Source organism: Streptomyces sp. NPDC005794 (assembly GCF_042871445.1).
GTDB lineage: Bacteria > Actinomycetota > Actinomycetes > Streptomycetales > Streptomycetaceae > Streptomyces.
This window is the reverse complement of sequence record NZ_JBIAIN010000024.1, coordinates 1-25,220: the sequence shown is the minus strand read 5'-3', so window position 1 is coordinate 25,220 and position 25,220 is coordinate 1. Positions and strand designations below refer to the sequence as shown.

Below are 25,220 nucleotides of genomic sequence, written 5' to 3'. Positions count from 1 at the left end.
ACGGCAGGACGCGGTGTGCGTCGGCCTCGTCGGTGTCCTGGCCGAACGTCATGGTGCCGAGGCACAGTTCGCTGACGCGCAGCCCCGAACGTCCCAGGAAACGCTGCTTCATGGATCCCCCTCCGTCTGTTCTCCGGCAGTCGCCGAGACCATATGAGTTGAAGTGCACACGAAGACAAGGGCGTTGTTCAGTCGTCGGCGAGCACGACGCACGATTCCGGCGGCAGGTGCAGTACTCCGTCGGCGCCGGGGGTCCCGGCCGGCTCCCACGCGGCCAGCACCCTCCCGCCACCGGCCCGGTGACGGCCGGCACCCAGCGGGATGGCGGCGGGCTTGCCGGAGAGGTTCACCGCGACCCGCAGATCGCCGCGCCGGTAGGCGATCCAGCGGGCTTCCTCGTCGTACGCCGTCCGCACCGAGGCAAGGTCCGGGTCGGAGAGGTCCGGCAGGGCGCGGCGCAGGGCGATCAGCCGGCCGTGCCAGGCGCGCAGCCTGTCGTGCGGCTCACGTTCCGGCTCGCTCCAGTCGAGGCAGGAGCGGGCCCGGGTGGCCGGGTCCTGCGGATCGGGGACGTCCTCCTCGGCCCAGCCGTGTGCGGCGAACTCCCTCCGCCTGCCGTCGCGCACGGCGCGGGCCAGTTCGGGATCGGTGTGGTCGGTGAAGAACTGCCAAGGGGTGCGGGCGCCCCACTCCTCGCCCATGAAGAGCATCGGGGTGAACGGCCCGGTGAGTACGAGCGCCGCCGCGCACGCCTGGAGTCCGGGGGAGAGCCCGGCGGCGAGCCGGTCGCCGAGGGCACGGTTCCCGATTTGGTCGTGGGTCTGGGCGTATCCGACGAAACGGTGGGCGGGCGTGCGGGTGGCGTCCACGGGACGGCCGTGCGCGCGGCCGCGGAAGCCGGAGTACGTACCGTCGTGGAAGAACGCCTTGGTCACGGTCTTGGCGAGGGCGGACAGCGGGGCGGCCGCGAAGTCGGCGTAGTAGCCCTGGGACTCGCCCGTGAGTGCGGTGTGCAGGGCGTGGTGGAAGTCGTCGTTCCACTGGGCGTGCAGCCCGATGCCGCCCTCCGTGCGGGGGGTGGTCGTACGAGGATCGCAGAGGTCGGACTCCGCGATCAGTGCGAGCGGCCGGCCGAGCTCGGAGGCGAGCGCGTCGACGGCGGTGGAGAGCTCCTCCAGGAAGGTGAGTGCCCGCCCGTCGGCCAGAGCGTGTACGGCGTCCAGTCGCAGGCCGTCCAGGCGGTAGTCCCGCAGCCAGGCGAGCGCACTGCCCAGCAGGTAGGCGCGCACCTCGTCCGAGCCGGGGGCGTCGAGGTTGACGGCCGAGCCCCAGGGGGTGTGGTGGGTGTCCGTGAAGTACGGGCCGAAGGCCGGGAGGTGGTTGCCCGAGGGCCCCAGGTGGTTGTGGACCACGTCCAAGACGACGGCGAGACCCAGCCCGTGCGCCGTGTCGACAAAGCGCTTCAACCCGTCCGGGCCGCCGTACGGCTCGTGCACCGCCCAGAGCGAGACTCCTTCGTACCCCCACCCGTGGGTTCCCGGGAAGGGGCAGACGGGCATCAGCTCCACATGGGTGATGCCGAGGTCCACGAGGTGGCCGAGCCGCGCGGCTGCGGCGTCGAAGGTGCCCGCCTCCGTGAACGTGCCGACGTGCAGCTCGTACAGCACGGCCCCGGGCAGCCCGTGGCCCGCCCAGGTGGTGTTCCAGGCGTACGCGCCGTGGTCGACGACCGCGCTCTCGCCGTCGGGCCCGTCGGGCTGGCGGCGGGAGCGCGGATCGGGCAGCACCGGGCCGTCGTCGAGGGAGAAGCCGTAGCGGTCGCCGTCCACCGCTTCGGCCTCCGCGGTCCACCAGCCCGCGCGCAGCGGGTCGCGTGCCATCGGCAGGCGCCCGCCCGCCGTGCACAGCGCGACGGACCCGGCCTCAGGGGCCCACACCTCGAACTGCATCCATCACTCCTCGTCCATGAACCGGATGCCTCGCCGGAGGCCCCATGATCGGCGGAATTCGCACGCACGGCCCCGGGACACTGGAGCGAGCCCGTAACTGGCGATTAAGGTCTGGTCCTGATCATTGCCCTACCGGGTTCTGCTCATTCGCATGGAGCCCGGGCAGTAATGCGAGGTCCCTCTTACGGCTGCTGGAGGCCGAGATGACCGTGCCGACCTTCCCACCCGGATTCCTGTGGGGCGCCTCCGCCTCCGCTTTCCAGACGGAGGGCGCCTGCGACGCCGACGGTAAAGGGCCCTCCGGCTGGGACGCCTTCGCCGCCCAGCCCGGCCGGATCAAGGACGGCACCGACACCACCCGGGGCACCGGCTTCCACGAGCACTACCGCGAGGACGTCGCCCTGCTCGCCGGACTCGGCGTGGACGCATTCCGCTTCTCCATCAGCTGGCCCCGCGTCGTGCCCGGCGGCAGCGGCTCGCTCAACCCCGCCGGACTGGACTTCTACGACCGGCTCGTCGACGAACTCTGCGCCAACGGCATCACCCCGGCTCCGACCCTCTACCACTGGGACACCCCGCTCCCGCTGGACGAGGCGGGCGGCTGGCTCAACCGGGACACCGCCTACCGCTTCGCCGAGTACGCGGGCATCGTCGCGGAACGCCTCGCCGACCGGGTGCCCATGTGGATCACCATCAACGAACCGGCCGAGGTGACGATGCTCGGCTACGCGCTCGGCGAGCACGCCCCCGGCCGCACGCTCCTCTTCGACGCGCTGCCGGCCGCCCACCACCAGCTGCTCGCCCACGGTCTGGCCGTACGGGCGCTGCGCGCCGCCGGTGCCGGCAACATCGGCATCGCGCTCTCGCACACCCCCGTCTGGACGGCGGGTGACTCCGACGAGGACCGCATGGGAGCGGAGATCTACGACACCCTGACCAACTGGCTGTTCGCCGACCCGGTCCTCACCGGCCGCTACCCCGACGAGGGCTTCGCCGCACTGATGCCCGGGCCGGTCGATGACGATCTCAAGGTCATCTCCACGCCACTCGACTGGTACGGCGTCAACTACTACAACCCGACCCTCGTCGGCGCCCCCAGGCCCGAGGCGCTCGACTCCTTCTCCGGCTACTCGATGCCCGCCGGGCTCCCCTTCGGAATCAGGGAGATCGAGGGGTACGACACCACCGACTTCGGCTGGCCCGTCGTCCCCCAGGGGCTCGCCGAGACGCTCGGTCAGCTGAGGGACCGCTTCGGCGACCGGCTGCCGCCCGTCTACATCACGGAGAACGGCTGCGCGGTCGACGAGCCCGTCGCCGACGGCCGCCGCATCGCCTTCCTGGAAGCACACCTGGAGGCGCTGCGTGCGGCGATCGACGCGGGCGTCGACGTGCGCGGCTACTTCACCTGGTCGCTGACCGACAACGTCGAATGGACCGAGGGCGCCAGCAAACGGTTCGGCCTGGTCCACATCGACTACGAGACCCTGCGGCGCACCCCCAAGGACTCCTACACCTGGTACCGCGACGTGATCCGCGCGCAGCGCACGGGCGTCGGTGCGCCCCGCCCGGAACTCACCCGAGGTGAACACGCTCCTGGGTGATGCGGTGCCCGGCCCGGGCGAGCGCGGCGGGCGGGTTCGGACTCAGCGGTCCACTGCCGTCTCCCGGTCGACGCGTGACAGCTTCTCGGGGTTGCGGACGGCATAGAGCGCGGTGATGAGGCCGCCCTCGTGGCGTATCGCCAGGACGGTGTCGATCTCGCCGCCCGTACGCACGATCAGGGCGGGGTGGCCGTTGATCTGTGCCGACTCCAAGGTCGCCGAGGTGAGCCTGCTCAGCACGGCGGCCACCGTTTCGGCACCCACGACGGGCTCCAGCGCGGCCTGCACGATCCCACCCCCGTCGGTCAGCAGCACCACGTCCGGGGCGATCATGTCGAGCAGGCGCCGCAAGTCGCCCGTTGCGACCGCCTGCTGGAACGCCACGAGCACCATGCGCGACCGAGCGGGGGAGATGACCTCGCGCGGTCGGCGCGCCGCGACGTGCGCCCGTGCGCGGTGGGCGATCTGCCGGACCGCGGTGGGGGTCTTGTCGACGGCCTGCGCGATCTCGTCGTACCCGAGATCGAAGACCTCGCGCAACACGAACACGGCCCGCTCGGTCGGTGCGAGCGTCTCCAGCACGAGCAGCATCGCCATGGAGACGCTGTCGGCGAGCTCGATGTCCTCGGCGACATCGGGCGCGGTGAGCAGGGGCTCGGGCAGCCAGGGGCCGACGTAGGTCTCCTTGCGCCGACGGAGCGTACGCAGCCGGGTCAGCGCCTGGCGCGTGGTGATGCGGACCAGGAAGGCACGCGGGTCCCGAACCGTGTCGTGGTCGATGTCCGCCCAGCGCAGCCACGTCTCCTGGAGGACGTCCTCGGCGTCCGCGGCGGACCCGAGTATCTCGTAGGCAACGGTGAACAGCAGGTTGCGATGGGCGAGGAACGCCTCGGTGGCGGGGTCCGTACCCCGGGCGTGCGGACGGTGCCCGGTCACGTCGGCCGCTTGTTCGGTGCGCTCATCCATCGTCGGCTCCTGTCCGTCACTTCTCTTGTCCGTGTCGCGCACAAGTCGCCGCTCGGCGCTGCCCCGTGACACGCGAGCTCGGTGGCCTTCGTCACAGCGCCGTGCTGTCACAGGGCCGGGCCGGACGGCGCCTCATGGGCATCAGGACGCTGCGGGAACGTTTCGCGCGGCACACGATTCCACGAGTGAGGACGTTGTGATGGAACCCCGGATGAACCTGTTCTTGAACGAGACCGGCGCGAAGATCGGCAAGCGGATCTTCGCCGTGAGCCAGTTGATCCGCGAGTCGCCGCTGCCCGAGCCCACCCAGGAGCTGGTGCAGCTGCGTGCCAGCCAGATCAACGGCTGCGGCTTCTGCGTCGACATCCACGGCAAGGACGCCGCAGCAGCCGGCGAGACCGCGGCCCGGCTGAACCTGGTCGCCACCTGGCGTCACTCCACCGTGTTCACCGAGGCTGAACGGGCCGCGCTGGCCCTCACCGAGGAGGGCACCCGCATCATCGACAGCCACGAGGGCGTCTCCGACGAGACCTGGGCCCAGGTCCGCAAGCACTACGACGACGACCAGACCATCGCACTGGTCTCCCTGATCGCCATGATCAACGCGACCAACCGGCTCGGCGTCATCCTCAACAACCAGGGCGGCGCCTACGAGCCCGGCAATCTCGCCACCATCGCAGGCTGATCACCCTGGTTGCCGGCGGGCCGGCCCTCGATCGTTCGATTCGGGCCGGCTCGCCGGCGAGGCCGCCTCACTCGTGTTCCCTCCCGGGCACGTGGTCGCGCGCACCGTCGCCGATGTGGTGATCGACGGGGGCGGCGGCCCGGATCCCGCCGGGCGCTCGACGCCACACGTCCTCCGCTCCACGGACGGCACACTCTCGTGTACGGGGCGAGTGAGGCCGACCACCGCAAGGACGTCGAGAACTCCGACGCCGAGGGTCACAGCCCGTCAGGACCGGTCACCGGGGGACGCGGTGGCTTGCCGGGCGCCGATGGACGGGACTGGGGGCCTGGTGTCCGAGCCGGAACCGCCGGGCCGTTCACGGCTGGTCCCACACCATGTCGAACGCGCGCTCGAAGTTGACGTAACCCAGGCGCGCGAACGCCTCGGCCATCGGCACGTTGCCGAGATCCGTCGCGGCCCGGACGCGGTCCACGCCCTGAGCCGCCAGCACCCGGGTGCCCTCCGCGAGGATGTCGTCGATGTAGCCGTTGCCGCGGTGCTCGGGCAGCACGCCGATGTACGCGATCACAGGGTGGTAGTTGTTGCGGGCCGGAATGACGAACCCCACCGGCTCACCGCCGGGAAGCTGCGCGATGCGCCACCACTCCTGAGGGGTCTTCAGGTGCGCGAACTCCTCGTCGTAGTGCTTCTCCGCCGCCTCACGGGCGCTCAGGCCGCTCGCCAGATGCGCCTGGCCGTGTGCGTCGAGGGTGCCCTCCAGCACCGGGGCCATCAGCGCCACGAGGTCCTCGCGCCCGGTGACCTGGCGGAACACCAGCCGGCCGGTGTCCTCGGGCACGGCTGTGCCCGCACGCCACTCGAGGCGCAGCCGTTCGACCAGCATCCGGGCGCCGCTCGCCTCCATGACCCGTATCCGCGCCTCGACGACATCGCGCGCCGCCGGGTCCTCACGCCAGTCGGGCGGGATGTACCGCCCGTACTCGGGTCGGGCGGAACCGGCCGGGACGACGGCGGCCGTCGCGGTCTCGAGCAGGCGCAGCCCGGTCTCGCCGCGTTCCGGCTCCGGCAGGGTGTCGTCCAGGTCGAAGAAGTCCAGGAACTGGGGGGCGCCTCCGTCCTGACCGGTCCACCAGGAGAGCCGGCCCACCACCCGGTCGCCGCGCAGGGCCACCCACATCCACTCGGGGCGGCGGCGGCCGGTGGCGAGGTCGTCGGCCAGCTCGTGGTCCAGGACGTAGGAAAGACGGCAGAAGAGACCGAGCTCGTCCGCTCCGCTGAGCGGGCGGATGGTCGGTTCCGATGGTGCAGGGGTCACATAGTCTCCTCGGGAGGGTGCCGCGGCCGGTGGGCGGCGGCGTGCGACCCTAACAACCTCCGCCCCCGGCCGTACGGTGATTACCCGCTGCGGCCCAGGTCGGAGCACCCGGAATCGGGCATCGTCTGGACACCCCGGGCGTCTCGGACCGACAATCGGTTCTGTGACGTCCTCCTTCGAGTTCCACACGTATCCCGCGCGGCTGTCGGACGCCGAGCGCGACCGTGTCCTCGGTGTGCTCAGAGACGGCGCAGCGCAGGGGCAGCTCTCCCACGACACCTTCCTGCGACGCATGGAAGTGGCCCTGACCGCCCGGCGTTCCGAGGAACTGAAAGCGCTCACCTCGGACCTGGAGTCGGGCGGGCGCTGGTCCCGTGGCCTGTTCCGCGCGGTGGGCGGGGTCTCCGCCTTTCCGGCCCGGCTGCGCAGGGCCTGGCAGTCCGAGCGGCTGCCCAGACTCCTGCTGCCGATGCCCGGCCCGCACCCGCTGCGCATCGGCCGCGACCCGGGGAACGGACTCCGGCTCAGCCACGAGACGGTGTCGCGGCTGCACGCCGAACTGACCGCGCACGGCAGCCGATGGATCCTGCGCGACCTGGGCTCGACGAACGGCACGTGCGTCAACGGGCAGCGGGTCGTCGGCTCGGTCGTGGTGCGCGACGGCGACCAGGTGAGCTTCGGCCGGACGACCTTCCGGCTCGCCGCGTCCCTCCCCGTCCCTCCGGCCTGAGAACCGGGCACCTCCCGCACCCACCCGGGTACGCCGTACGGGGCCGGTCCGGTGGACCGGGCCCGACGAGCACGCCGCCGAGCCCCAGCGTCCCGGCCAGGTACTCGGCGAGGTAGGGCAGGGCGGCGAAGACGCCCACGTGACGGCGAACCGGGTGGTGATTCACCCACCGGGTGAAGTTTGGCAAGGCTGCCCTTATAGGCTCGTGCCGCCAGGTCCGCCGCGTGGCGACCCAGGAATCTCCCATGCACCTCTGAAGGACACCTCATGCGCCCGACCACCCGCCGTCTCCTCGCGGCACTCGCCCTCACCCCCCTGCTGGCCGGCTGCTTCGCGCCGAGCCGGAGCGAGGGCGGAGCAGCCGGGGACGGAACAGCCGACTCCGGTGGCCGGCTTCGGGTGGCTCTCGCGGTGCCGCCGGTGAAGGCGCTCTCGCCGTACAGCAACGACGCCACCGTGCTCAGCAAGCTGGCGGTCGCCGAGGGCCTCACCGCTCTCGACGACAAGGGCGTGCCGGCGCCCGCGCTCGCGACCTCCTGGAAGCGTGACTCCGCCACCGCCTGGACCTTCGAACTGCGCAAGGCCACCTTCCAGGACGGCACCCCGGTCACCGCCCAGGCCGTCGTCACCGCCCTCGCGCACGCGAACCGGGCGACCCCCAGGCCCCGCGTCCTCAGCGACGTCGACCTCACCGCGCGTGCCGTCGACACCGACACCGTCACTCTGACCACGAAGAGCGCCGACCCCGTCCTGCCGCTCCGGCTCGCCAGCCCCGCCCTCGCCGTCCTCTCCGCGAAGGCGTATGCGGAGGACGGCACCGCCAGCCCGGTCGGCACCGGCACCGGTCCGTTCCGTATCACCCGCCTCACCGGTAAGACGAAGGCGACCCTCGACCGGTACGACGGCTACTGGGGCGGCGAGGCCACGTCCGCCGGCATCGACGTGACGTGGATCGCCGACGGCACCACCCGCGCCAACGCGCTGCGCGCCGGAGACGTCGACATCGCCGAGTGGATACCCACCGCGCAGGCGAAGCTCCTGGACGAGGGGACCCGGTACGAGGTGCCCTCCGTGCGCACCGACAGCCTGGTCCTGAACTCCGGGAGCGGCCTGTTCACCGACCCCGCGCTGCGCGCGGCGGCCCGCGGAGCCGTGAACGGCTCCGCCCTCGTCGATTCCGTATTCGGCGGTTACGCGGACCCGGCCCAGGGCCTGTTCGGGCCCGCCGTCCCCTGGGCCGCCGACCAGCGCGTCGCGGTGACCGGCCGCGCCGAGGCCGCGGCGCCCGCACAGGTGAAGGCGGAGACCGCGGGCCGGACGCTGCGCCTGGCCACGTACACCAACCGCGCCGAACTGCCCGAGGCGGCGACCGTCCTCCAGCAGCAACTGGAGAAGGCCGGGTTCACGGTGAAGCAGGACATCCGCGAGTACACGCAGATGGAGGCCGACCTGCTCGCCGGGAAGTACGACGCCCTCGTCTTCTCCCGGGTGACGCTCCTGGACACCGGTGACGCCGTCGCGTACCTCGCCAGCGACTTCACCGGCAACGGCGTCTACAACATCGCCGGCCTCAAGGACCCGGCTGTCGACCGGGCCGTCCGGGCCGCCGCCGAGGAGAGCGACCCGACGAAGCGCCGGCAGAAGATCATGCGGGCGGAGGCCGAGATCCTGCGCACCGACGCGGTGGTCCCGCTCGTCCACGAGAAGGCCGTCCAGGGCATCGCCGCCGGCGTGGAGGGCGTGACCCTCGACCCGCGCGAGCGCGCCCTGATCACCCTCGACACCCACCGCGCGTAGTCGGGATGAGCACCGCTCGAAGCACCGTGGCCGCCCGCACCCTCTGGTGGGCGGGCGTGGGCCGTGTGACGGCCGGCCTCGCGCTGCTGACCGTCGTGGCCCTGCTGCCCTGGCTGTCCCGGACCGACCCCGCGCGGACCGTGCTGCGCGCCCGGTCCGCCGACCAGGACCCCACCCCAGCCGCACTGGCCGCCGTACGGGCCGAACTCGGCCTGGAGCAGGGGCCCTTCCCTCACCTCGTGGACTGGCTGGGCGGCCTGCCGCGCGGTGACGCCGGCACCTCCTGGGTGTCGGGCGAACCCGTCCTGCCCCAGGTCACGGCCGCGTTCGGGGTCTCCGTCACGCTCATGGCGGGGGCACTCCTCGTCACCTTCCTGGTGGCCGCAGCGATCTGCGCCCGCACCGTCCACCGCGGAGCGCGGCAACGGCTGCGGCGGGACAGCGCGGGTACCGGGGCCGCGGTGCTGGCCGCGCTGCCCAAGTTCCTGCTCGCCTCCCTGCTCGCCCTGACGGGCGGGGTCTGGCTGGGCTGGTTCCCGTCGGGCGGCTGGGACGGCCCGGCTTCGATGGTGCTGCCCGCCCTCGCGCTCGGCGTGCCGTCCGGCGCGATGATCGGCGGGCTGCTCGACCAGGCGTTGCCCGCCGCCTTCCACGAACCGTGGACCCGCACCTGGAAGGCCGTCGGCTTCCCGCCGGGCCACACCGCCCGGCACGCGCTGCGCCGCGCCCTGCCCGGTGTCCTGCCGCAGCTCCTGCCGACCGTGGTCGCCCTCGTCGGTGGCGCGGTCGCCGTGGAGCGGATCTTCAACATCCCCGGGCTGGGCCGGCTCGCCCTCGACGCCGCCGTCGCCCAGGACCTGCCGCTGCTCCAGACCGCGACGCTCGCGCTCGTCCTGCTCGGCACGACCGCCGGCCTCCTCGTGCAGGCCGTGCGCCGCGCGCTCCTCGGCCGTCCCCTGCGCGACGGCGCCCTTCCGGCCCTCGCGCGCCCCAGCCTGCCGACCGGGCGCGCCCGCCATCTCGTGGCCGCCGGCTGCGCCTTCGCCCTCCTCGCCCTCGTCGTGGCCGGGCTGCTGCGCGACCCCCTGTACGTCGACACGGCGGCCCGCCTGCACCCTCCCTCGCCGGCCTACCCCCTGGGCACCGACTCGCTGGGCCGAGACCTGTTGGCTCGCCTGGGCCACGGCGCCCTGCGGACGGCGGGCGTGGCGTTCGCCGTGACGGCGGTCAGCGCCCTGACGGGCTTCCTCCTCGGCCTCCTGCCCCGCCTCAGCGTGGGTCTGACCGACATCGTCGCGACGATGCCCGCAGTCCTCGCGGGGCTTCTGGTGACGGCGGCGACCGGGCCCTCGGTGTGGGGCGCCGCCTGCGCGGTGTGCGTGGTCGGCTGGACCCCGTACGCAGCCCAGACCGCCGCCCTGCTCGAACAGGAACGGGCGAGCGGCCACATCGCCGCCGCGGTCTCCCTCGGCGCGGGACGGCTCCACCTCCTGCGCCGTCATCTGCTGCCCGCACTCGCCGGCCCTCTCGTACGCAACGCGCTGTTGCGCCTGCCCACCACCGTGCTCGTCCTGGCCTCACTTGGATTCCTCGGCCTCGGGGAGCAGCCGCCCACCCCGGAGTGGGGCCGTCTGCTGTCCGAGAACCAGCTGTACGCCGAACTCGCCCCCTGGGTCGTCCTGGCGCCGGCCGGTGCGCTGATCCTGCTCTCCGTGCTCGCGGTCACCGCTCCGGCGGGAGTACGCAATCGCACCGGTCCGTGACGCCGGGCGGGCCGTCCCCGGGTTCGGTGTCGACGCGCTCGTCGTTCACACGAGGCGCCTCAGCCCGCCGTCGACCGCCCGCGTGAGCAGCGCCACCGGCCGGTCGGCGAAGAGCCGCGCCACGCTGACCACGGGTCCCGTGAACTCCCGTCCAGGCGTCAGGAGATCGGTCCACGGGCCCTCGTCCGGCAGCGTCAGCGACGTAGCGCGCCAGCCGCCCTCCTCGTCGAGCCGCAGTGCCAGCCGGGTCACCGCCGTGACCACCTCGCCGGACCGGCAGAACGCCAGGCAGTGCGTGGCCGCGGGGCCCCGGGCCGCCAGCGGGGCGTAGGTGCCCGACTCGTCGAAGAGCTCCGGGCGCTCCCGGCGCAGGCGCAGCGTGGCCGTGGTCAGCGCGGTCTTCTCGTCGCCCCCGGCGGGCCGGGTGAACGGACGCCGGTTGTCCGGGTCGACCAGCGCGATGTACTCCCGCTCGGTGCCCTGATACAGATCGGGCACGCCCGGCATCGTCAGGTGCACGAGCGCGGCACCCAGCACATTGGCCCGTACGAAGGGGGCGAGCGTGTCCGCGAACCGGTTCATCATCTCCCGTGCCTCACCCGTCTCGCTGCCCGGGCCCGCCGCCACGAAGTCGGTCACGGCCCGCTCGTACGCCGGGTCCGGCTCGGTCCAGCTGGTGAACAGGCCCGCCTCGCGCACGGACTTCAGCAGTGCCGGCTCCAGCCTGCCCGCCATCTCACCGGCGGGCAGGCCCGCGCAGCCGTACGCCGACTGCCAGGCCTGCCAGGCCAGCTGAGGGTCCGGGGCCGGTACGGACGCCGCCCTGGAGAGCCGCGCCACCAGCGAGGACCACCGCTCGGGGCACTCGGACAGGACCGCGATCCGGGCCCGGACGTCCCCGCTGCGCTTGGTGTCGTGGGTGGTCAGCACCGTGCCGGTCGCCGGCCAGTCCCGAGCGATCCGGGCGCAGAACGCGTGGAACTCCTCGGGGCTCACCGCCGGCCGGCCCGGGTCTCCACCCACCTCGGTCGCCGAGATCAGCGGGACGTAGCGGTAGAACGCCGTGTCCTCGACCGACTTGGCGTGCAGAGCGGACGCCGTCTGCGCGAACCGGGCGCAGAAGGCGGCGTGTTCGGGTCCGTCGCCGAGGCGGCCCAGTGCCAGATCCCGTACGACGTCGACGGCCTCGGCCTCCTGGGGGACCGAGAACACCGCTTTGGCGTCCCGCACCGCCTCGGCCGGCAGCGCCGACCCGGCGATCTCCGTGAGCGGGCCGCCCGCCGTCACGTACGGCCGGTAGACGGGCACCCGCACCAGCAACTCGCGCACCGCCGTGTGGAGGGCCCACGGCGCGTGGTCGTGCAGTGCGGCGTCCCCCGCACACGCCTCGACGGCGAGGCGCGTCAGCCACTCCGTCTCGGCGGCCAGCTCATGGGTGACCACGCGGTACGCCGCACGCCGCACGGTCGCCGTCCAGTAGCCCCCGCGGTCCCCGGGAGGCCCCGCGAAGTCCCGGTAACGGCCGAGCAGGTCCGCCGCGCCCATCGGATCGGTGAACAGGCCGTCGATCCGGTGCAGCGCGTCGTACCCGGTCGTCCCGGCGACCGCCCAGCCGGCCGGCAGGGACTCGGAACCGGTGAGGATCTTCTCCACCACCGTCCACCGCCCGCCGGCCGCGTCGCCGAGCCGTCCGAGATACGCGGCCGGGTCGGCCAGCCCGTCGGGGTGGTCGACGCGCAGCCCGTCGACGACTCCGTCGCGGACCAGTTCGAGAATCTTGCCGTGGGTGTCCGCGAAGACCTCGGGGTGTTCCACCCGGACACCGATCAGGTCGGAGATGGTGAAGAACCGCCGGTAGTTCAGCTCCGTCCTGGCCAGCCGCCACCAGGCGAGGCGGTAGTGCTGGGCGGCCAGCAGCTCCGGCAGCGGGAGGTCCGCCGTGCCCTCGCGCAGGGGGAACTCCAGATCGCCGTAGCGGAGCACGGGTGTGCCGTCCTCCCTGGTGCCCGGCTCGAAGCTGCCGCTCTCCTCGCCGGCCCGGCCCGCCAGCACGGGCAGCAGCACCTTCCCGCCGCCCGCCGACCAGTCGATGTCGAACCAGCGGGCGTACGGGGAGTCCGGGCCCTCGCGCAGCACCTCCCACAGGGGCAGGTTGTGCCGGGGCGCGGCGGCCATGTGGTTCGGCACGATGTCCAGGACGATCCTGAGGCCGTGGGCGCGTGCCGTACCGGACAGCGCCCTCAGGCCCTCCTCGCCTCCGAACTCGGCCCGCACCGTGTGGTGGTCGACGACGTCGTAGCCGTGCCCCGAACCGGGCACCGCCTCCAGGACGGGCGACAGATGCAGATGGGAGACGCCGAGCTCGGCGAGATACGGCACGGCGTCCGCGGCCGCGGCGAACGGGAAGTCCGGCTGGAGCTGAAGCCGGTACGTGGCGGTGGGCGTCATGGAACCGTACGTACCCAGCCGGGCGGCTCTCTCCCACCTTCTCCGCCACCGGGCACCGACCGGGCGGCGCCCGCCCGGTGCCCGTCACCCCATCGGCCCAAGACCGGTCCGGCACATGGTGGGCGGTCTAGACCGGACGCTTGAGCACCGTCAGACTCCGCCCGACCAGGGTCACCCGCTCGCCCGCCGACACCCTGGGTCCCGCACCCGGCGGCACCCCGTCCGGGATCGCGGTGTCCACGATGACCTGCCACCGCTTGCCGTGGTTCATCGGGACGGCGAATTCCAGGGTCTCGGCGCCCGCGTTGAACATCAGCAGGAACGAGTCGTCGGAGATCCGCTCCCCGCGCGGCCCCGGCTCGGAGATCGCGTGGCCGTTCAGGAAGACCGTCATGGCCTTGGCGTGCGCCGCCTGCCAGTCCCGCTGGGTCATCTCGTCCCCGCGCGGGGTGAACCACGCGATGTCGGACAGCTCGTCGTGCGTGCCCTCGACCGGGCGCCCGTGGAAGAAGCGCCGGCGTCGGAAGACCGGGTGGTCCCGGCGCAGCCAGACCATGGCCCGGGTGAACTCCAGCAGGCCGGCGTCCGTGCCGCCGCCGTCCTCGGCGGCTGCCGGGTCGGGCCAGTGGACCCAGGAGAGCTCGTTGTCCTGGCAGTAGCCGTTGTTGTTGCCCCGCTGGGTCCGCGCGAACTCGTCGCCGTGACTCAGCATGGGCACGCCCTGGGAGAGCATCAGCGTGGCGATGAAGTTGCGCATCTGACGACTGCGCAGCTCCAGGACCTCCTTGTCCTCGGTGTCGCCCTCCGCCCCGCAGTTCCAGGAGCGGTTGTGGCTCTCGCCGTCCCGGTTGCCCTCCCCGTTGGCGTCGTTGCGCTTGTCGTTGTACGAGACCAGGTCGTGCAGCGTGAAACCGTCGTGGCAGGTGGTGAAGTTGATCGAGGCCAACGGGCGCCTGCCGTCGTCCTGGTAGAGGTCCGATGAGCCGGTGAGCCGTCCGGCGAACTCCGCGAGCGTCCGGGGCTCGCCCCGCCACAGGTCCCGCACCGTGTCCCGGTACTTGCCGTTCCACTCGGTCCACAGCGGCGGGAAGTTCCCCACCTGGTAGCCGCCCTCGCCCACGTCCCACGGCTCGGCGATCAGCTTCACCTGGCTGACGACCGGGTCCTGCTGCACCAGGTCGAAGAACGACGACAGCCGGTCCACCTCGTGGAACTGGCGTGCGAGCGTCGCCGCGAGGTCGAAGCGGAAACCGTCCACGTGCATCTCGGTCACCCAGTACCGCAGCGAGTCCATGATCAGCTGCAGGACGTGCGGGGACCGCATCAGCAGCGAGTTCCCGGTGCCCGTGGTGTCCATGTAGTACTTCTGGTCGTCGGCCAGGCGGTAGTACGAAGCGTTGTCCAGGCCCCGGAACGAGAGCGTCGGACCGAGGTGGTTGCCCTCCGCCGTGTGGTTGTAGACCACGTCGAGGATCACCTCGATGCCCGCCTGGTGCAGTGCCTTCACCGCCTGCTTGAACTCCAGCACCTGCTCGCCGCGGTCACCCCAGGAGGCATAGGCGTTGTGCGGGGCGAAGAAGCCGATGGTGTTGTAGCCCCAGTAGTTGGCGAGCCCCGCGTCGGCGAGGCGGTGGTCCTGGACGAACTGGTGCACCGGCATCAGCTCGATCGCCGTGACACCCAGCTCCGTCAGATGGGCGATGATCGCGGGGTGTGCGAGTCCCGCGTAGGTGCCGCGCAGCTCTTCCGGCAGACCCGGGTGAAGCATGGTCAGGCCCTTCACATGGGCCTCGTAGATCACCGTGCGGTGGTAATCGGTCCGCGGGCGGCGGTCGTCCCCCCAGTCGAAGTACGGGTTGACCACGACCGAGCTCATCGTGTGCGGCGCCGAGTCGAGGTCGTTGCGCTCGTCCGGCTTGCCGAACGGATAGCCGTACACCGCCTCGCCCCACTGGATCTTCCCCGAGATCGCACGTGCGTACGGATCGAGGAGCAGCTTCGCCGAATTGCAGCGCTGCCCGCGCTGTGGTTCGTAGGGCCCGTGCACCCGGAAGCCGTAGCGCTGCCCCGGCATCACCCCGGGCAGATAGGCGTGACGGACGAAGGCGTCGGTCTCGCGGAGCTCCACCGCCGTTTCTGAACCGTCGTCGTGCAGCAGGCACAACTCGATTCGGTCGGCGGCCTCCGAGAAGACCGCGAAGTTGGTTCCGGCGCCGTCGTACGTGGCGCCCAGGGGATACGCGTGTCCCGGCCAGACCTGCATAGATAGGACTCTTCCACTTCTGATCCGGGTGCTGGGGGTTTTCGCCCCGATACTCCCCGAAAGGCGGCCCTGTACCTAGTAGGTCGGCCGGTGCGGCCGGGTTCCGTCGCGGGATCCCGCCGGGCCGGTCAACCCGGTACACCTCGGTGTCGCCCGGACAGGGGGTGCGGACCGCCGTTCAGCTCCTCCGTCCGGTATGCGGCGTGCGAGAGGGGCGCAATCACTATGAACCATCTCACTCCGCCTGATCTCGCCGCAAGGAACAGGCGCACTGCGCAGGGGAGTTGAGTGAGGAGCCTGTGCATCCTGCTGCATCGGCTCCCGCTACCGGAGTACCCTTCCTTGATCGTTGGTGGGGGAGTGGAAGGCGGTACACGGGTGAGCTCGGGAGGGTTCGAGCTGCCCCCAGGTGACACGGGTCACGAGGGGGAATCGACCGATGCCCCGCCAGGCGCTGTCTCCCTCGCACAGCCCATGGAGATCGGTGCTGAGCTGGACTGGGGAGCGGACGCCTGGAACGAGGTGCGCACACGCGCCCAGCGGGCCGGGCGGGCGTACATCTGGCTGAATCTGGTGGAGCAGCGGCTGCGCGCCGTGGTCTCCGCCGTGATCCGGCCGATCTACGAGCCGGTGCACGGCGAGGACTGGGTGGTGGCCGCCGCGGGACCCGCGGGGCAGGAGTGGGTGCAGCGCGCCGTGGCGGTCCGGGAGGTCTCGCGCCGCAAGGGCTATCTGCTCGATCCGGCCGACGACAACGTCCTGAGCTTCCTCACGCTGCCGCAGCTGCGTGAACTGATGGTCCAGCACTGGCCTTGTTTCGAGCCGTACTTCGACGACCGCCGTGAGGTGGAGCTCGCGCTGGACGAGCTGGAGGTGGCGCGCAACGTCGTCTCCCGCAACCGTGCGCTGAACGAGGCGGTCCTGGCGCAGGCCGAACGCGCCTCGGCGCGGCTCCTGGAGATCCTCGGCAGCGGTGCCGCGGTCCCCTCCGCGGACCGCCTGCCCGTCGACGCCGTGGAGGAACTGGTCGGCGACCGCTACGCCGACGTGGTCTCCGTCCACCCGGACCGGGTGCGGCTGCAGCGCCAGCTGCCCGCCGAGAACCTGTTCGGCAGCGCCCGCCGGCTGGACGCGATCGGTATAGGGCTCAATCTCCTCACGCAGAACTTCTCGGGACGCAGGCTGGTCCGCCTCGCCGAGTCGGGCTGCCGGGTCAGGCTGCTGTTCATCAACCCGGCGAGCAGTGCGGTGAAGCGCCGGGAGCGCGAACTGGGCCTCAAGAAGGGCGAACTGAGCCGTTCCGTCGAGATGAACATCCTCCATATGCGCCGGGTCCGCTCCAAGCTCCGCGACCCGGACGCCTTCCAGATCCATGTCTTCGACGAGACGCCGCGCTTCACCGCCTATCTGGTGGACGGCGACGGGCCCGACGCCGTCGGGGTCGTCCAGCCGTATCTGCGGCGCGCACGTGGCATGGAGGCGCCCGTACTGGTGCTGCGCGGCGGGGGGCGTGCGGTGGTCAGGGCGGGGCAGGACAGTGAGCACGGCCTCTTCGAGACGTACCGCGAGGAGTTCGAGTCGGTGTGGACGGACTCCAGACCCGTCTCCTGACGCCCCTGCGGGCGTTGTCAGTGGTGCGTGCGAGGGTGGTCATCACTGGGGGGAAAGCACCACAGAAGGAGGTACGGGGATGAGCTGGATCAGCGGGCCGTTGCTGGCGTTCGATCTGGAGACCACGGGCACGGATGTCGAGACCGACCGCGTCGTGACTGCGGCGGTCGTCCGGCTGGAAGCGGACGGATCCGTGTCGCAGGAGCGGACCTGGCTGCTGGATCCCGGGGTGGCCATACCCGAACAGGCGTCGGCGATCCATGGAATCTCCACGGAACGCGCCCGCGAGCACGGGGAGCCGGCCGCGTCCGCGATCGAGGAGATCACCCGGACCGTCGCCGACGGGCTGCGGTCGGGGACGCCTCTGGTGGTGATGAACGCACGCTACGACCTGTCGCTGCTCGACCGTGAGTGCCGTCGGTACGGGGTCGAGTCGGTCAGCGAGCGGCTGGGCGGCACGCCTTCACCCGTCATCGACCCGCTGGTGATCGACAAGCACGTCGACAAGTACCGGAAGGGGAAGCGGGCCCTTCACGCGCTGTGCGCCCACTACGGGGTGTCGCTCGACGACGCGCACGACGCGAGGGCGGACGCCGTGGCCGCTGCCCGGGTGGTGCGGCGTATGGGGGAGAAGCACCAGCTCGTCGGCGTGATGCCGTTGGAGGATTTGCACGGTCTTCAGGTGCACGCGGCGGCCGAACAGTCGCTCTCCCTGCAGGCCTATCTGCGGCGCACCGCGGATCCGGCGGCCGTCGTCGAACCGGCCTGGCCGCTCATCCCCCGGAAGCGGGAGCCGCAGGCGGGAGAAAACGCTCCGGGGCTGTCAGTTCGGAGCCGGTGAAACCGTCTCGTCGGCCTCGATGTCGAAGTCGATCTGCTCTCCGTCGACCGAGGTGACGACGACCGACACGCCCAGGGTGCTGCCGTCCTCGGCCGTGAGCGTGCAACGGGTGGTGCCGACCTTCCCGACGAGGTCAGGGGGCCTGTGGCCATGGGACCACGGCAGTACGGCGCCGTCCGTTCCTCCGGATGATCAGGACATGCGCCGGAAGCATACGCGGCACAGCGGCGGGAGACGGTCCTGCCCGCGCCGTGCGAGTACTCCGACGTTCAGAACGGGTACCAGCGCACCTCGGGGTCGTCCTCGCGCAGTGATGCCACCCTGCGCCGGAACTCCGCCAGCGCCTGGGGGTTGGCCGGAGCGTGCTGGGAGACCCAGGCGCAGCTCGCCGTCTCGCGGGCGCCGCGCAGCACCGCGCACCCTGCCCAGGCGCGTACGTCCCATCCGTACGCTTCCGTGAACGCGTCGTAGGCCTGGGCGGACAGGCCGTACCGGTCGCGGGAGAGGGCGAGGACCACGAGGTCGTGCTCACGCAGGTCGGCGGAGAAGGTCTCCAGATCGACCAGCACCGGCCCGTCCGGGCCGACGTGGACATTACGGGGGAGCGCGTCGCCGTGGAGGGGCCCCGGGGGCAGATGCGGGGCGAGGGCCGCCGCGGCCTTCGCGAAGCCGTCGCGCCGGCCGCGCAGATAGTCGGCGTCGGCCGGATCGATCGCCTCGCCCGCGAGCCGCAGCCAGCGCTCGACGCCGCCGAGCAGCTCACGGCGCGGCAGCGTGAAGCTCTCCGGGGCGGGCAGCGCGTGCACCTGGGTGAGCAGCGGGGCCAGATCGCGCGGTTCGGACGGGCGCACGGCGTCGGGCAGCCGGTGCCACACGGTCACCGGGTGGCCCCTCACCAGGCGGGCCGTGGGCTCGGCGGCCCGCACGGCGGGTACGCCCGAGTCGGCGAGCCACAGGGCGACGGCCACCTCGCGCTCGGCCCGCTCCCGGAGCTCCGGGTGGTGCGTGGCGTCCCGGCCGACCTTGACCACCAGGTCGCCCAGGGCGAACACCGCGTTCTCACCCAGTGCGAGGAGCTCCGCGCCGGCGGGCAGTCCGGCGGCAGTCAGTACCTCGCGCGCACGCATGTCGTCCATGGCTTGATTTTCTCATCCTCGCAGGCCACCTTGACGAACGGGCGGCCCGTCAGCACGATGACGGAGGCCGCTCGGGCGGCTATACGGGGATGAAACCGATCCAAAGAAGTAAAGGGGTCGAATTCGTGACACTGGCGACCGCAATGACGCGGTCCGGGCGTAAGGCACCCCAGGGTGGACGGAGCGAGGGCCGCCGTCGGGACGGGGCCACCTGGTTCCTGGTGCTGCCCGCGCTGATCCCGATCCTGATCCTGAGCGTCGGCCCGCTGGTGTACGGCATCCTGCTGGCCTTCACCGACGCGCAGTCGGGCCGCACCCGCTCCACCCAGTGGATCGGCGTCCTGAATTTCCAGGACCTGTTGCACGACACACTGTTCTGGGACTCCTTCCGGATCGGCCTGCTGTGGGCGGTCGGGGTCACGGTCCCGCAGTTCGTGCTCGCCCTCGGTCTCGCCCTGCTGCTCAACGCGAACCTGCGGATGCGCTGGCTCGCGAGGGCGCTGGCGATCGTTCCCTGGGCGATGCCCGAGGTCGTCGTCGGCATCATGTGGCGCCTGGTCTACAACCCCGATGCCGGCATCCTCAACGAGACCGTCCGCGATCTCGGGCTCGGCGACGGCCGGGACTGGCTGACCGGCCTCGCCACCGCGCTGCCCGCAGTGATAGTCGTCGGTATCTGGGCCGGAATGCCCCAGACCACCGTGGCACTGCTGGCCGGACTGCAGAACACCCCGCACGAACTCCATGAGGCGGCCGCCCTCGACGGGGCCGGGGCCTGGCGCCGCTTCCGCGCCGTCACCTGGCCCGCCATCAGGCCCGTGGCACTCGCCATCAGCGCGCTCAACTTCATCTGGAACTTCAACTCCTTCGCCCTGGTCTACGTCCTGACCAGCGGAGGACCCGGGGGCCGCACCCGGCTCCCCATGCTCTTCGCCTACGAAGAGGCGTTCCGCTACGGACAGTTCGGCTACGCCGCCGCGATGGGGTGCGTGATGGTCGCCGTCATCTCGGTGCTTCTCGCCGTCTACCTCGTCGGACGGCTCAGGGGAGGCGAGGACGCATGAGCCTCCGTACGGGCGGAACCGCGCGCGCCGGGCAGTACGCAGCGCTTCTGTGCTACCTCGTCTTCCTGGCGTTCCCCTTCCTCTGGCTGATCTCCACCGCCTTCAAGCCGGCCCGCGAACTCGGCTCGCTGCACCCCACCTGGATTCCCGAGAACCCGACGCTGGACAACTTCCGGCAGGCCTTCGACGAGCAGCCGCTGCTCAGCGCTGCGGCCAACTCGCTCACCGCCGCGGTCTGCGCCGCGCTCATCGCCGTCGTCATCGCCACGCCCATGGCCTATGTGATGGCCCGTCACCGAGGACGGCTGTCCACGGCCGCCACCGGATGGGTCGTGGTCAGCCAGGCGTTCCCCTTCGTCCTGGTGATCATTCCGCTGTTCCTGGTCCTCAAGTACCTGCACCTGATCAACTCGCTGTGGGGGCTGATCCTGGTGTACGTCGTCTGGTCGCTGCCCTTCGCGCTCTGGATGCTGGCCGGATACGTACGGGCCGTGCCGCCCGAACTGGAGGAGGCCGCCGCTGTCGACGGGGCAGGGAAGGCGCGGATCCTCCTGTCGGTCACCGCGCCACTGCTGGCTCCCGGGATCGTCGCCACCGCGCTCTTCGCGTTCATCACCGCGTGGAACGAGTTCTTCTTCGCGCTCGTCCTGCTCAAGACACCGGAGAAGCAGACCTTGCCGGTCGTACTCACCCACTTCCTCGGCGCGGAGGGCGTGGCCGACCTCGGGCCGCTCGCCGCCGCCGCGTTCCTCGCCACCCTTCCCTCGCTCGTGCTCTTCGCGGTCATCCAGAAGCGCATCACGGGCGGTCTGACGGCCGGGGCGGTGAAGCACTGATGCGCCGCCGCCTGCCCGCGCTCACCGTCGCGGTGACCACCGTGCTCGCCCTCCTGCTGACCGGCTGCTCGGGAGAGGGCGGTACGGACGCGGACGGCGCGATCCGGCTCTCCTTCCAGTCGCTGGCCTGGCAGAAGGAGTCCGTCGACGCCAACGAGCAGCTCGTACGCGAGTGGAACGCCGCCCACCCGGACATCCAGGTGGACTACGTCCAGGGCAGCTGGGACAACGTCCACGACCAACTGCTCACCTCCTTCGAGGGCGGTGAGGCACCCGACATCATCCATGACGCCTCCGACGACCTCGCGGACTTCGCGTACGGCGGCTACCTCGCCGATCTGAGGACCCTGCTGCCCGACCGGCTGACCGGCGACATCCCGCAGCAGTCCTGGGCGACCACCACCTTCGGCGACGGGGTCTACGGAGTCCCCTTCCTCCAGGAACCCAAGGTCCTGATCGCCAACACGAAGATCCTCGAGTCCTCGGGCGTCCGGATCCCGACCCCTGAGAAGCCCTGGAGCTGGCCGGAGTTCCGGCAGGTCACCGAGAAGCTGACGAAGAAGGGGACGTACGGCGTCGCCTGGCCGCTCAAGGAACCGGTCTCCGTCACCCTCAATCTGGGCCTCTCCACCGGCGGGACGCTCTTCCACCGAGGCGCGGACGGCAAAGTGACCATCCGGTTCGACGAAGGCGACCGGGTCATGCCCGACACGGTCCGGGACCAGGTCAACGCCGACGGAAGTGCGGCGCGTTCGGCGCTCGGAATGGGAGGTTCGGACACGCTCCCCGGCTTCTTCGGCGGCAAGTACGCCATGGTCCCGCTCGGCTTCTCCTACCGCCAGCAGGTCGTCGAGCAGGCCCCCGAGGGCTTCGAGTGGGCGGTGCTCCCCGCGCCGGCCGGCAGCGCCGGGCCGGCCCAGGGGGTCAGTCCGCAGACCCTCTCGGTCGCCGAGGAGAGCCCGCACAAGAAGGAGGCCGTGCGGTTCATCGACTTCCTGCTGCGCCCCGCCAACATGGTGCGGCTGGCCAGGGGCGACTGGATGCTGCCGACCGGTACCGAGGCGCTGGCGGACCCCGCGCTGCACACCGAGGAGAACGGCTGGGCGACGGGCACCGCTCTCGCCCGGGGGCTGCGCCCCGCTCCCGCGCAGTCGGTGCGCGGGTACCCCGAGTGGAAGGACAAGGTCGCCACGCCCGCGCTCCAGGAGTACTACAGCGGGGCCATCGGTACCGAGGAGCTGAAGAAACGCCTGGTCGACGACGGGAACCGGGTGCTGGCCCGCTATCAGCGCTGATCCGGCCGGGGCGCGGGCCGGAAAACGGTTGGACGAGACGTATCGTCTCGCTTAATGTGAGGGAATGACATCGCCCTCGCGTGCCCATATCGCCATGTTCTCCATCGCCGCCCACGGGCACGTGAACCCGAGCCTCGAAGTGATCCGGGAGCTCGTCGCCCGTGGGTACCGCGTCAGTTACGCCATCCCCGCCTCCTTCGCCGAGAGGGTCGCGGCCACCGGAGCCGAGCCGGTGATCTACACCTCGGTCCTGCCGACGGAGGACAATCCGGAGGACTGGGGGACCGAACTCATCGACAACCTCGAACCGTTCCTCGAGGACGCGGTCCAGGCCCTCCCCCAGCTCGCCGGTGCTTTCGAGGGCGACGAGCCGGACCTCGTCCTGCATGACATCACCTCCTACCCGGCCCGCCTCCTTGCCCACCGCTGGGGTGTGCCGGCCGTGCAGCTCTGGCCCAACCTGGTCCCCTGGGGGGGGTACGCGGAGGAAGTGGGGGAGCCCGCGACCGCCGAGCTGAGGCGGACCGCGAGAGGGCAGGCGTACTACGCGCGCTTCGCGGCCTGGCTCGCCGGGAACGGTCTGGGTGACCTCTCCCCCGACGACTTCGTGGCCCGGCCGCGCCGCGGCCTGGTGTTGATCCCCGAGGCGCTCCAGCCGAACGCCGGCCGGGTGGACCGTGCCAGGTTCACCTTCGTCGGCGCCTGTCAGGGTGAGCGGGCCGACCAGGGGGAGTGGGAGCGGCCGGCCGGTCCGGGAAGGTCCTGCTGGTCTCCCTCGGCTCGTCGTACACCAATGAGCCGGCGTTCTACCGTGAGTGCGTCAAGGCCTTCGGTGAACTGTCCGACTGGCACGTGGTGCTGCAGATCGGCGCCCACGTCGATCCGGCGGAACTCGGAGACGTGCCGGACAGCGTTGAGGTCCACTCCTGGGTGCCGCAGCTGTCCGTGCTGAAGCAGGCGGACGCCTTCATCACCCACGCGGGCGCGGGCGGCAGTCAGGAGGGGCTCGCCACCGGCACGCCGATGGTCGCGGTCCCGCAGGCCGTCGACCAGTTCGGCAACGCGGACATGCTCCAGGCCCTGGGTGTCGCCCGGCACCTGCCGAAGGGGGAGGCCGACGCCGCGTCCCTGCGCGCCGCCGTCCTCGCACTGGTGGACGATCCGGAGGTGGCCGCGAGGCTGGCGGCGCTCCGGGAGCGGATGGCGGAGGAGGGGGGTACGAAGCGGGCGGCCGACCTCATCGAGGCCGAACTGTCCGCCTGAAACGCCCGATCGGTACTCCGGACCTGCTCAGCTCCGTGTCGGCCTGGGCGGGCGGGTGCAACCGAAACGTGGCATGGCCTGCGGGGCTCCGGCGGCTTGCCCGACATGGAGGGGAGTGCGCCCTTTTTCTGTGACGAAAGCTTGCCGAGTGCGTGACGGCTACATGAAGGTCTTGATCTGGGCGCGTCAATCGAGCAGGGTTTCGAGGCAGCCCCCGGAGATTTTCCGGCCGAGGGCCAATCCCCCCACAAAGAATGACGAGGAGCCCCCTCTTCATGGCAATTCACAAGCGCGCACGCTCGATCAAGCTCACCGCCGCAATCACCGCTGTGGCGGCGGCCGCAGGCGTCACCCTGCTCGCCACTCCGTTCGCCGGGGCCGCTCCGGCGCCCGCGATGGGCACCGTATACGGCGCGGACGCGGCGACAGCCGTCTCCGGCAGCTACATCGTGATGCTGGACGAGAAGGCCGACAAGGCCGACCTGGCCAAGCAGTACGGCGGCACGCTCCAGCGGAACTACAAGTCGGCCATCAACGGCTTCTCCGCCAACGGGCTTTCGGAGACCGAGGCCAAGCGGCTCGCCGCCGACCCGGCCGTCTCCAAGGTCGTCCAGAACAAGAAGTTCCACATCAACGCCACCCAGGACAACCCGCCGTCCTGGGGGCTGGACCGGATCGACCAGGCCGAGGCCGCCGGTGACGACGCGTACACCTATCCGGACGCCGCGGGTGGGGACGTCACGGCGTACGTCATCGACACCGGTGTCCGCGTCACGCACAACGACTTCGAGGGCCGCGCCACTTCGGGCTTCGACGCCGTGGACAACGACGACGACGCCGACGACGGCAACGGGCACGGTACCCACGTGGCCGGGACCATAGCGGGCGCGTCCCACGGTGTGGCCAAGAAGGCGAAGATCGTGGCCGTCCGCGTCCTGGACGACGCGGGCTCGGGCACCACCGAGCAGGTCGTCGCGGGGATCGACTGGGTCACCGCGAACCACGAGGGTCCGTCCGTCGCCAACATGAGCCTCGGCGGATCCGCGGACCCGGCCCTCGACGCCGCGGTGCAGAAGGCCATCGCCTCCGGTGTCACCTTCGCGGTCGCCGCGGGCAACGAGTCGAGCGACGCGGGCGAGGGCTCCCCCTCCCGCGTTCCCGAGGCCATCACGGTCGCCTCGTCCACGGTGGACGACGAGCAGTCGTCGTTCTCCAACTTCGGTTCGGTCGTGGACATCTACGCCCCGGGCTCGGACATCACGTCGACGTGGAACGACAGCGACGACGGCACGAACACCATCTCCGGCACGTCCATGGCGACCCCGCACGTCGTCGGTGCCGCCGCCGTCTACCTCGGCGGACACCCGGACGCCACGCCCGAGGAGGTCGCCACGGCGCTCACCGACGGTGCCACCCCCGACGCCATCACCAACGCGACCGAGGGCACGGCGAACAAGCTCCTGAAGGTCGTGGAGTAGGCCGGACAGGCCGGATAGAACAGGCGAGAGGCCGCCGCGCCCTCCCCCACGGGGTGCGGCGGCCGTCGCCGGTGGAGAAGATCTAGGCCCGGACTTCGCGGGTCGTTGATTCGTATGATGTGACCGGTCCGGGCGTGTCCCGGACCGGTGGTGTGGCGTTGGGTGGGGTGTGTCGA

At 71.4% G+C, this 25,220-nt stretch carries 17 protein-coding genes and 3 pseudogenes; 12 read left to right on the top strand and 8 right to left on the bottom strand.

Annotated features, from left to right (window positions below; translation table 11 throughout):
- Positions 1–4: 4 nt before the first annotated feature.
- Both ACFYQ5_RS30690 and treZ read right to left on the bottom strand, forming a co-directional pair.
- A pseudogene (locus ACFYQ5_RS30690) lies at positions 5–112 on the bottom strand (aldo/keto reductase); the annotation flags it as partial.
- A gap of 76 nt (positions 113–188) precedes the next feature.
- Positions 189–1,949, bottom strand: coding sequence for a malto-oligosyltrehalose trehalohydrolase (gene treZ / locus ACFYQ5_RS30685; protein WP_389202255.1), 1,761 nt, complete (start codon positions 1,947–1,949; stop codon positions 189–191).
- Positions 1,950–2,152: 203 nt separating this feature from the next.
- Here treZ and ACFYQ5_RS30680 point away from each other — a divergent pair, with 203 nt between their 5' ends.
- Positions 2,153–3,550 (top strand): GH1 family beta-glucosidase, encoded by a 1,398-nt coding sequence (locus ACFYQ5_RS30680; protein WP_359468236.1) that lies wholly within the window; start codon positions 2,153–2,155, stop codon positions 3,548–3,550.
- 42 nt (positions 3,551–3,592) lie between these two features.
- On the opposite strand, the gene ACFYQ5_RS30675 is transcribed toward ACFYQ5_RS30680, so the two are convergent.
- On the bottom strand, positions 3,593–4,516 hold the full coding sequence (locus tag ACFYQ5_RS30675; protein WP_359468234.1) for an RNA polymerase sigma-70 factor: 924 nt from the start codon (positions 4,514–4,516) through the stop codon (positions 3,593–3,595).
- Between the two features lie 199 nt (positions 4,517–4,715).
- On the opposite strand from ACFYQ5_RS30675, the gene ACFYQ5_RS30670 reads away from it, so the two are divergent.
- Entirely contained in the window at positions 4,716–5,201 is a 486-nt protein-coding gene (locus ACFYQ5_RS30670) for a carboxymuconolactone decarboxylase family protein (RefSeq protein ID WP_389202254.1), read from the top strand.
- 358 nt (positions 5,202–5,559) lie between these two features.
- Here ACFYQ5_RS30670 and ACFYQ5_RS30665 read toward each other — a convergent pair whose 3' ends face one another.
- Entirely contained in the window at positions 5,560–6,519 is a 960-nt protein-coding gene (locus tag ACFYQ5_RS30665; RefSeq protein ID WP_389202252.1) for a GNAT family N-acetyltransferase, read from the bottom strand.
- 163 nt (positions 6,520–6,682) lie between these two features.
- Here ACFYQ5_RS30665 and ACFYQ5_RS30660 point away from each other — a divergent pair, with 163 nt between their 5' ends.
- From ACFYQ5_RS30660 to ACFYQ5_RS30650, 3 genes are all read left to right on the top strand, one after another.
- A complete protein-coding gene (locus ACFYQ5_RS30660) occupies positions 6,683–7,249 on the top strand; it encodes an FHA domain-containing protein (RefSeq protein ID WP_389202251.1) in 567 nt (188 codons plus the stop codon).
- Positions 7,250–7,516: 267 nt separating this feature from the next.
- On the top strand, positions 7,517–9,046 hold the full coding sequence (locus ACFYQ5_RS30655) for an ABC transporter substrate-binding protein (RefSeq protein ID WP_389202249.1): 1,530 nt from the start codon (positions 7,517–7,519) through the stop codon (positions 9,044–9,046).
- 5 nt (positions 9,047–9,051) lie between these two features.
- A complete protein-coding gene (locus ACFYQ5_RS30650) occupies positions 9,052–10,809 on the top strand; it encodes an ABC transporter permease subunit (protein ID WP_389202248.1) in 1,758 nt (585 codons plus the stop codon).
- 45 nt (positions 10,810–10,854) lie between these two features.
- Here ACFYQ5_RS30650 and treY read toward each other — a convergent pair whose 3' ends face one another.
- Positions 10,855–13,257, bottom strand: a complete 2,403-nt coding sequence (gene treY, locus ACFYQ5_RS30645) for a malto-oligosyltrehalose synthase (RefSeq protein WP_389202247.1) — start codon at positions 13,255–13,257, stop codon at positions 10,855–10,857.
- A 127-nt stretch (positions 13,258–13,384) separates the two neighbouring features.
- Complete coding sequence (gene glgX / locus ACFYQ5_RS30640; protein WP_389202245.1) at positions 13,385–15,520, bottom strand: glycogen debranching protein GlgX; 2,136 nt, start codon at positions 15,518–15,520, stop codon at positions 13,385–13,387.
- 378 nt (positions 15,521–15,898) lie between these two features.
- Between glgX and ACFYQ5_RS30635 the strand changes: the two genes are divergently transcribed.
- Together ACFYQ5_RS30635 and ACFYQ5_RS30630 are read left to right on the top strand one after the other, a co-directional pair.
- Positions 15,899–17,131, top strand: coding sequence for an SAV2148 family HEPN domain-containing protein (locus ACFYQ5_RS30635; RefSeq protein WP_389202243.1), 1,233 nt, complete (start codon positions 15,899–15,901; stop codon positions 17,129–17,131).
- A 79-nt stretch (positions 17,132–17,210) separates the two neighbouring features.
- A complete protein-coding gene (locus ACFYQ5_RS30630) occupies positions 17,211–17,972 on the top strand; it encodes a 3'-5' exonuclease (RefSeq protein ID WP_389202241.1) in 762 nt (253 codons plus the stop codon).
- On the opposite strand, the pseudogene ACFYQ5_RS30625 reads toward ACFYQ5_RS30630, so the two are convergent.
- Positions 17,955–18,113 (bottom strand): annotated as a pseudogene (locus ACFYQ5_RS30625) (DUF4333 domain-containing protein); the annotation flags it as partial. The gene ACFYQ5_RS30630 and the pseudogene ACFYQ5_RS30625 sit on opposite strands and share 18 nt — an antisense overlap.
- A 128-nt stretch (positions 18,114–18,241) precedes the next feature.
- The gene (locus ACFYQ5_RS30620) at positions 18,242–19,108 is read right to left on the bottom strand and encodes a phosphotransferase (protein ID WP_389202239.1); all 867 of its coding nucleotides are present in this window, start codon (positions 19,106–19,108) and stop codon (positions 18,242–18,244) included.
- A 143-nt stretch (positions 19,109–19,251) separates the two neighbouring features.
- Here ACFYQ5_RS30620 and ACFYQ5_RS30615 point away from each other — a divergent pair, with 143 nt between their 5' ends.
- The 5 genes and pseudogenes from ACFYQ5_RS30615 (at position 19,252) to ACFYQ5_RS30595 (ending at position 25,044) form a co-directional block, all read left to right on the top strand.
- Positions 19,252–20,172 (top strand): carbohydrate ABC transporter permease, encoded by a 921-nt coding sequence (locus tag ACFYQ5_RS30615; protein ID WP_389202381.1) that lies wholly within the window; start codon positions 19,252–19,254, stop codon positions 20,170–20,172.
- Positions 20,169–21,008, top strand: coding sequence for a carbohydrate ABC transporter permease (locus ACFYQ5_RS30610; protein WP_389202238.1), 840 nt, complete (start codon positions 20,169–20,171; stop codon positions 21,006–21,008). Before ACFYQ5_RS30615 ends, ACFYQ5_RS30610 begins: the two co-directional genes overlap by 4 nt.
- On the top strand, positions 21,008–22,303 hold the full coding sequence (locus tag ACFYQ5_RS30605) for an ABC transporter substrate-binding protein (RefSeq protein ID WP_389202236.1): 1,296 nt from the start codon (positions 21,008–21,010) through the stop codon (positions 22,301–22,303). The genes ACFYQ5_RS30610 and ACFYQ5_RS30605 overlap by 1 nt, the downstream gene beginning before the upstream one ends.
- Before the next feature lie 64 nt (positions 22,304–22,367).
- Positions 22,368–23,566 (top strand): annotated as a pseudogene (mgt, locus tag ACFYQ5_RS30600) (macrolide-inactivating glycosyltransferase).
- A 275-nt stretch (positions 23,567–23,841) separates the two neighbouring features.
- Entirely contained in the window at positions 23,842–25,044 is a 1,203-nt protein-coding gene (locus ACFYQ5_RS30595) for a S8 family peptidase (RefSeq protein ID WP_389202234.1), read from the top strand.
- Positions 25,045–25,220 lie beyond the last annotated feature (176 nt).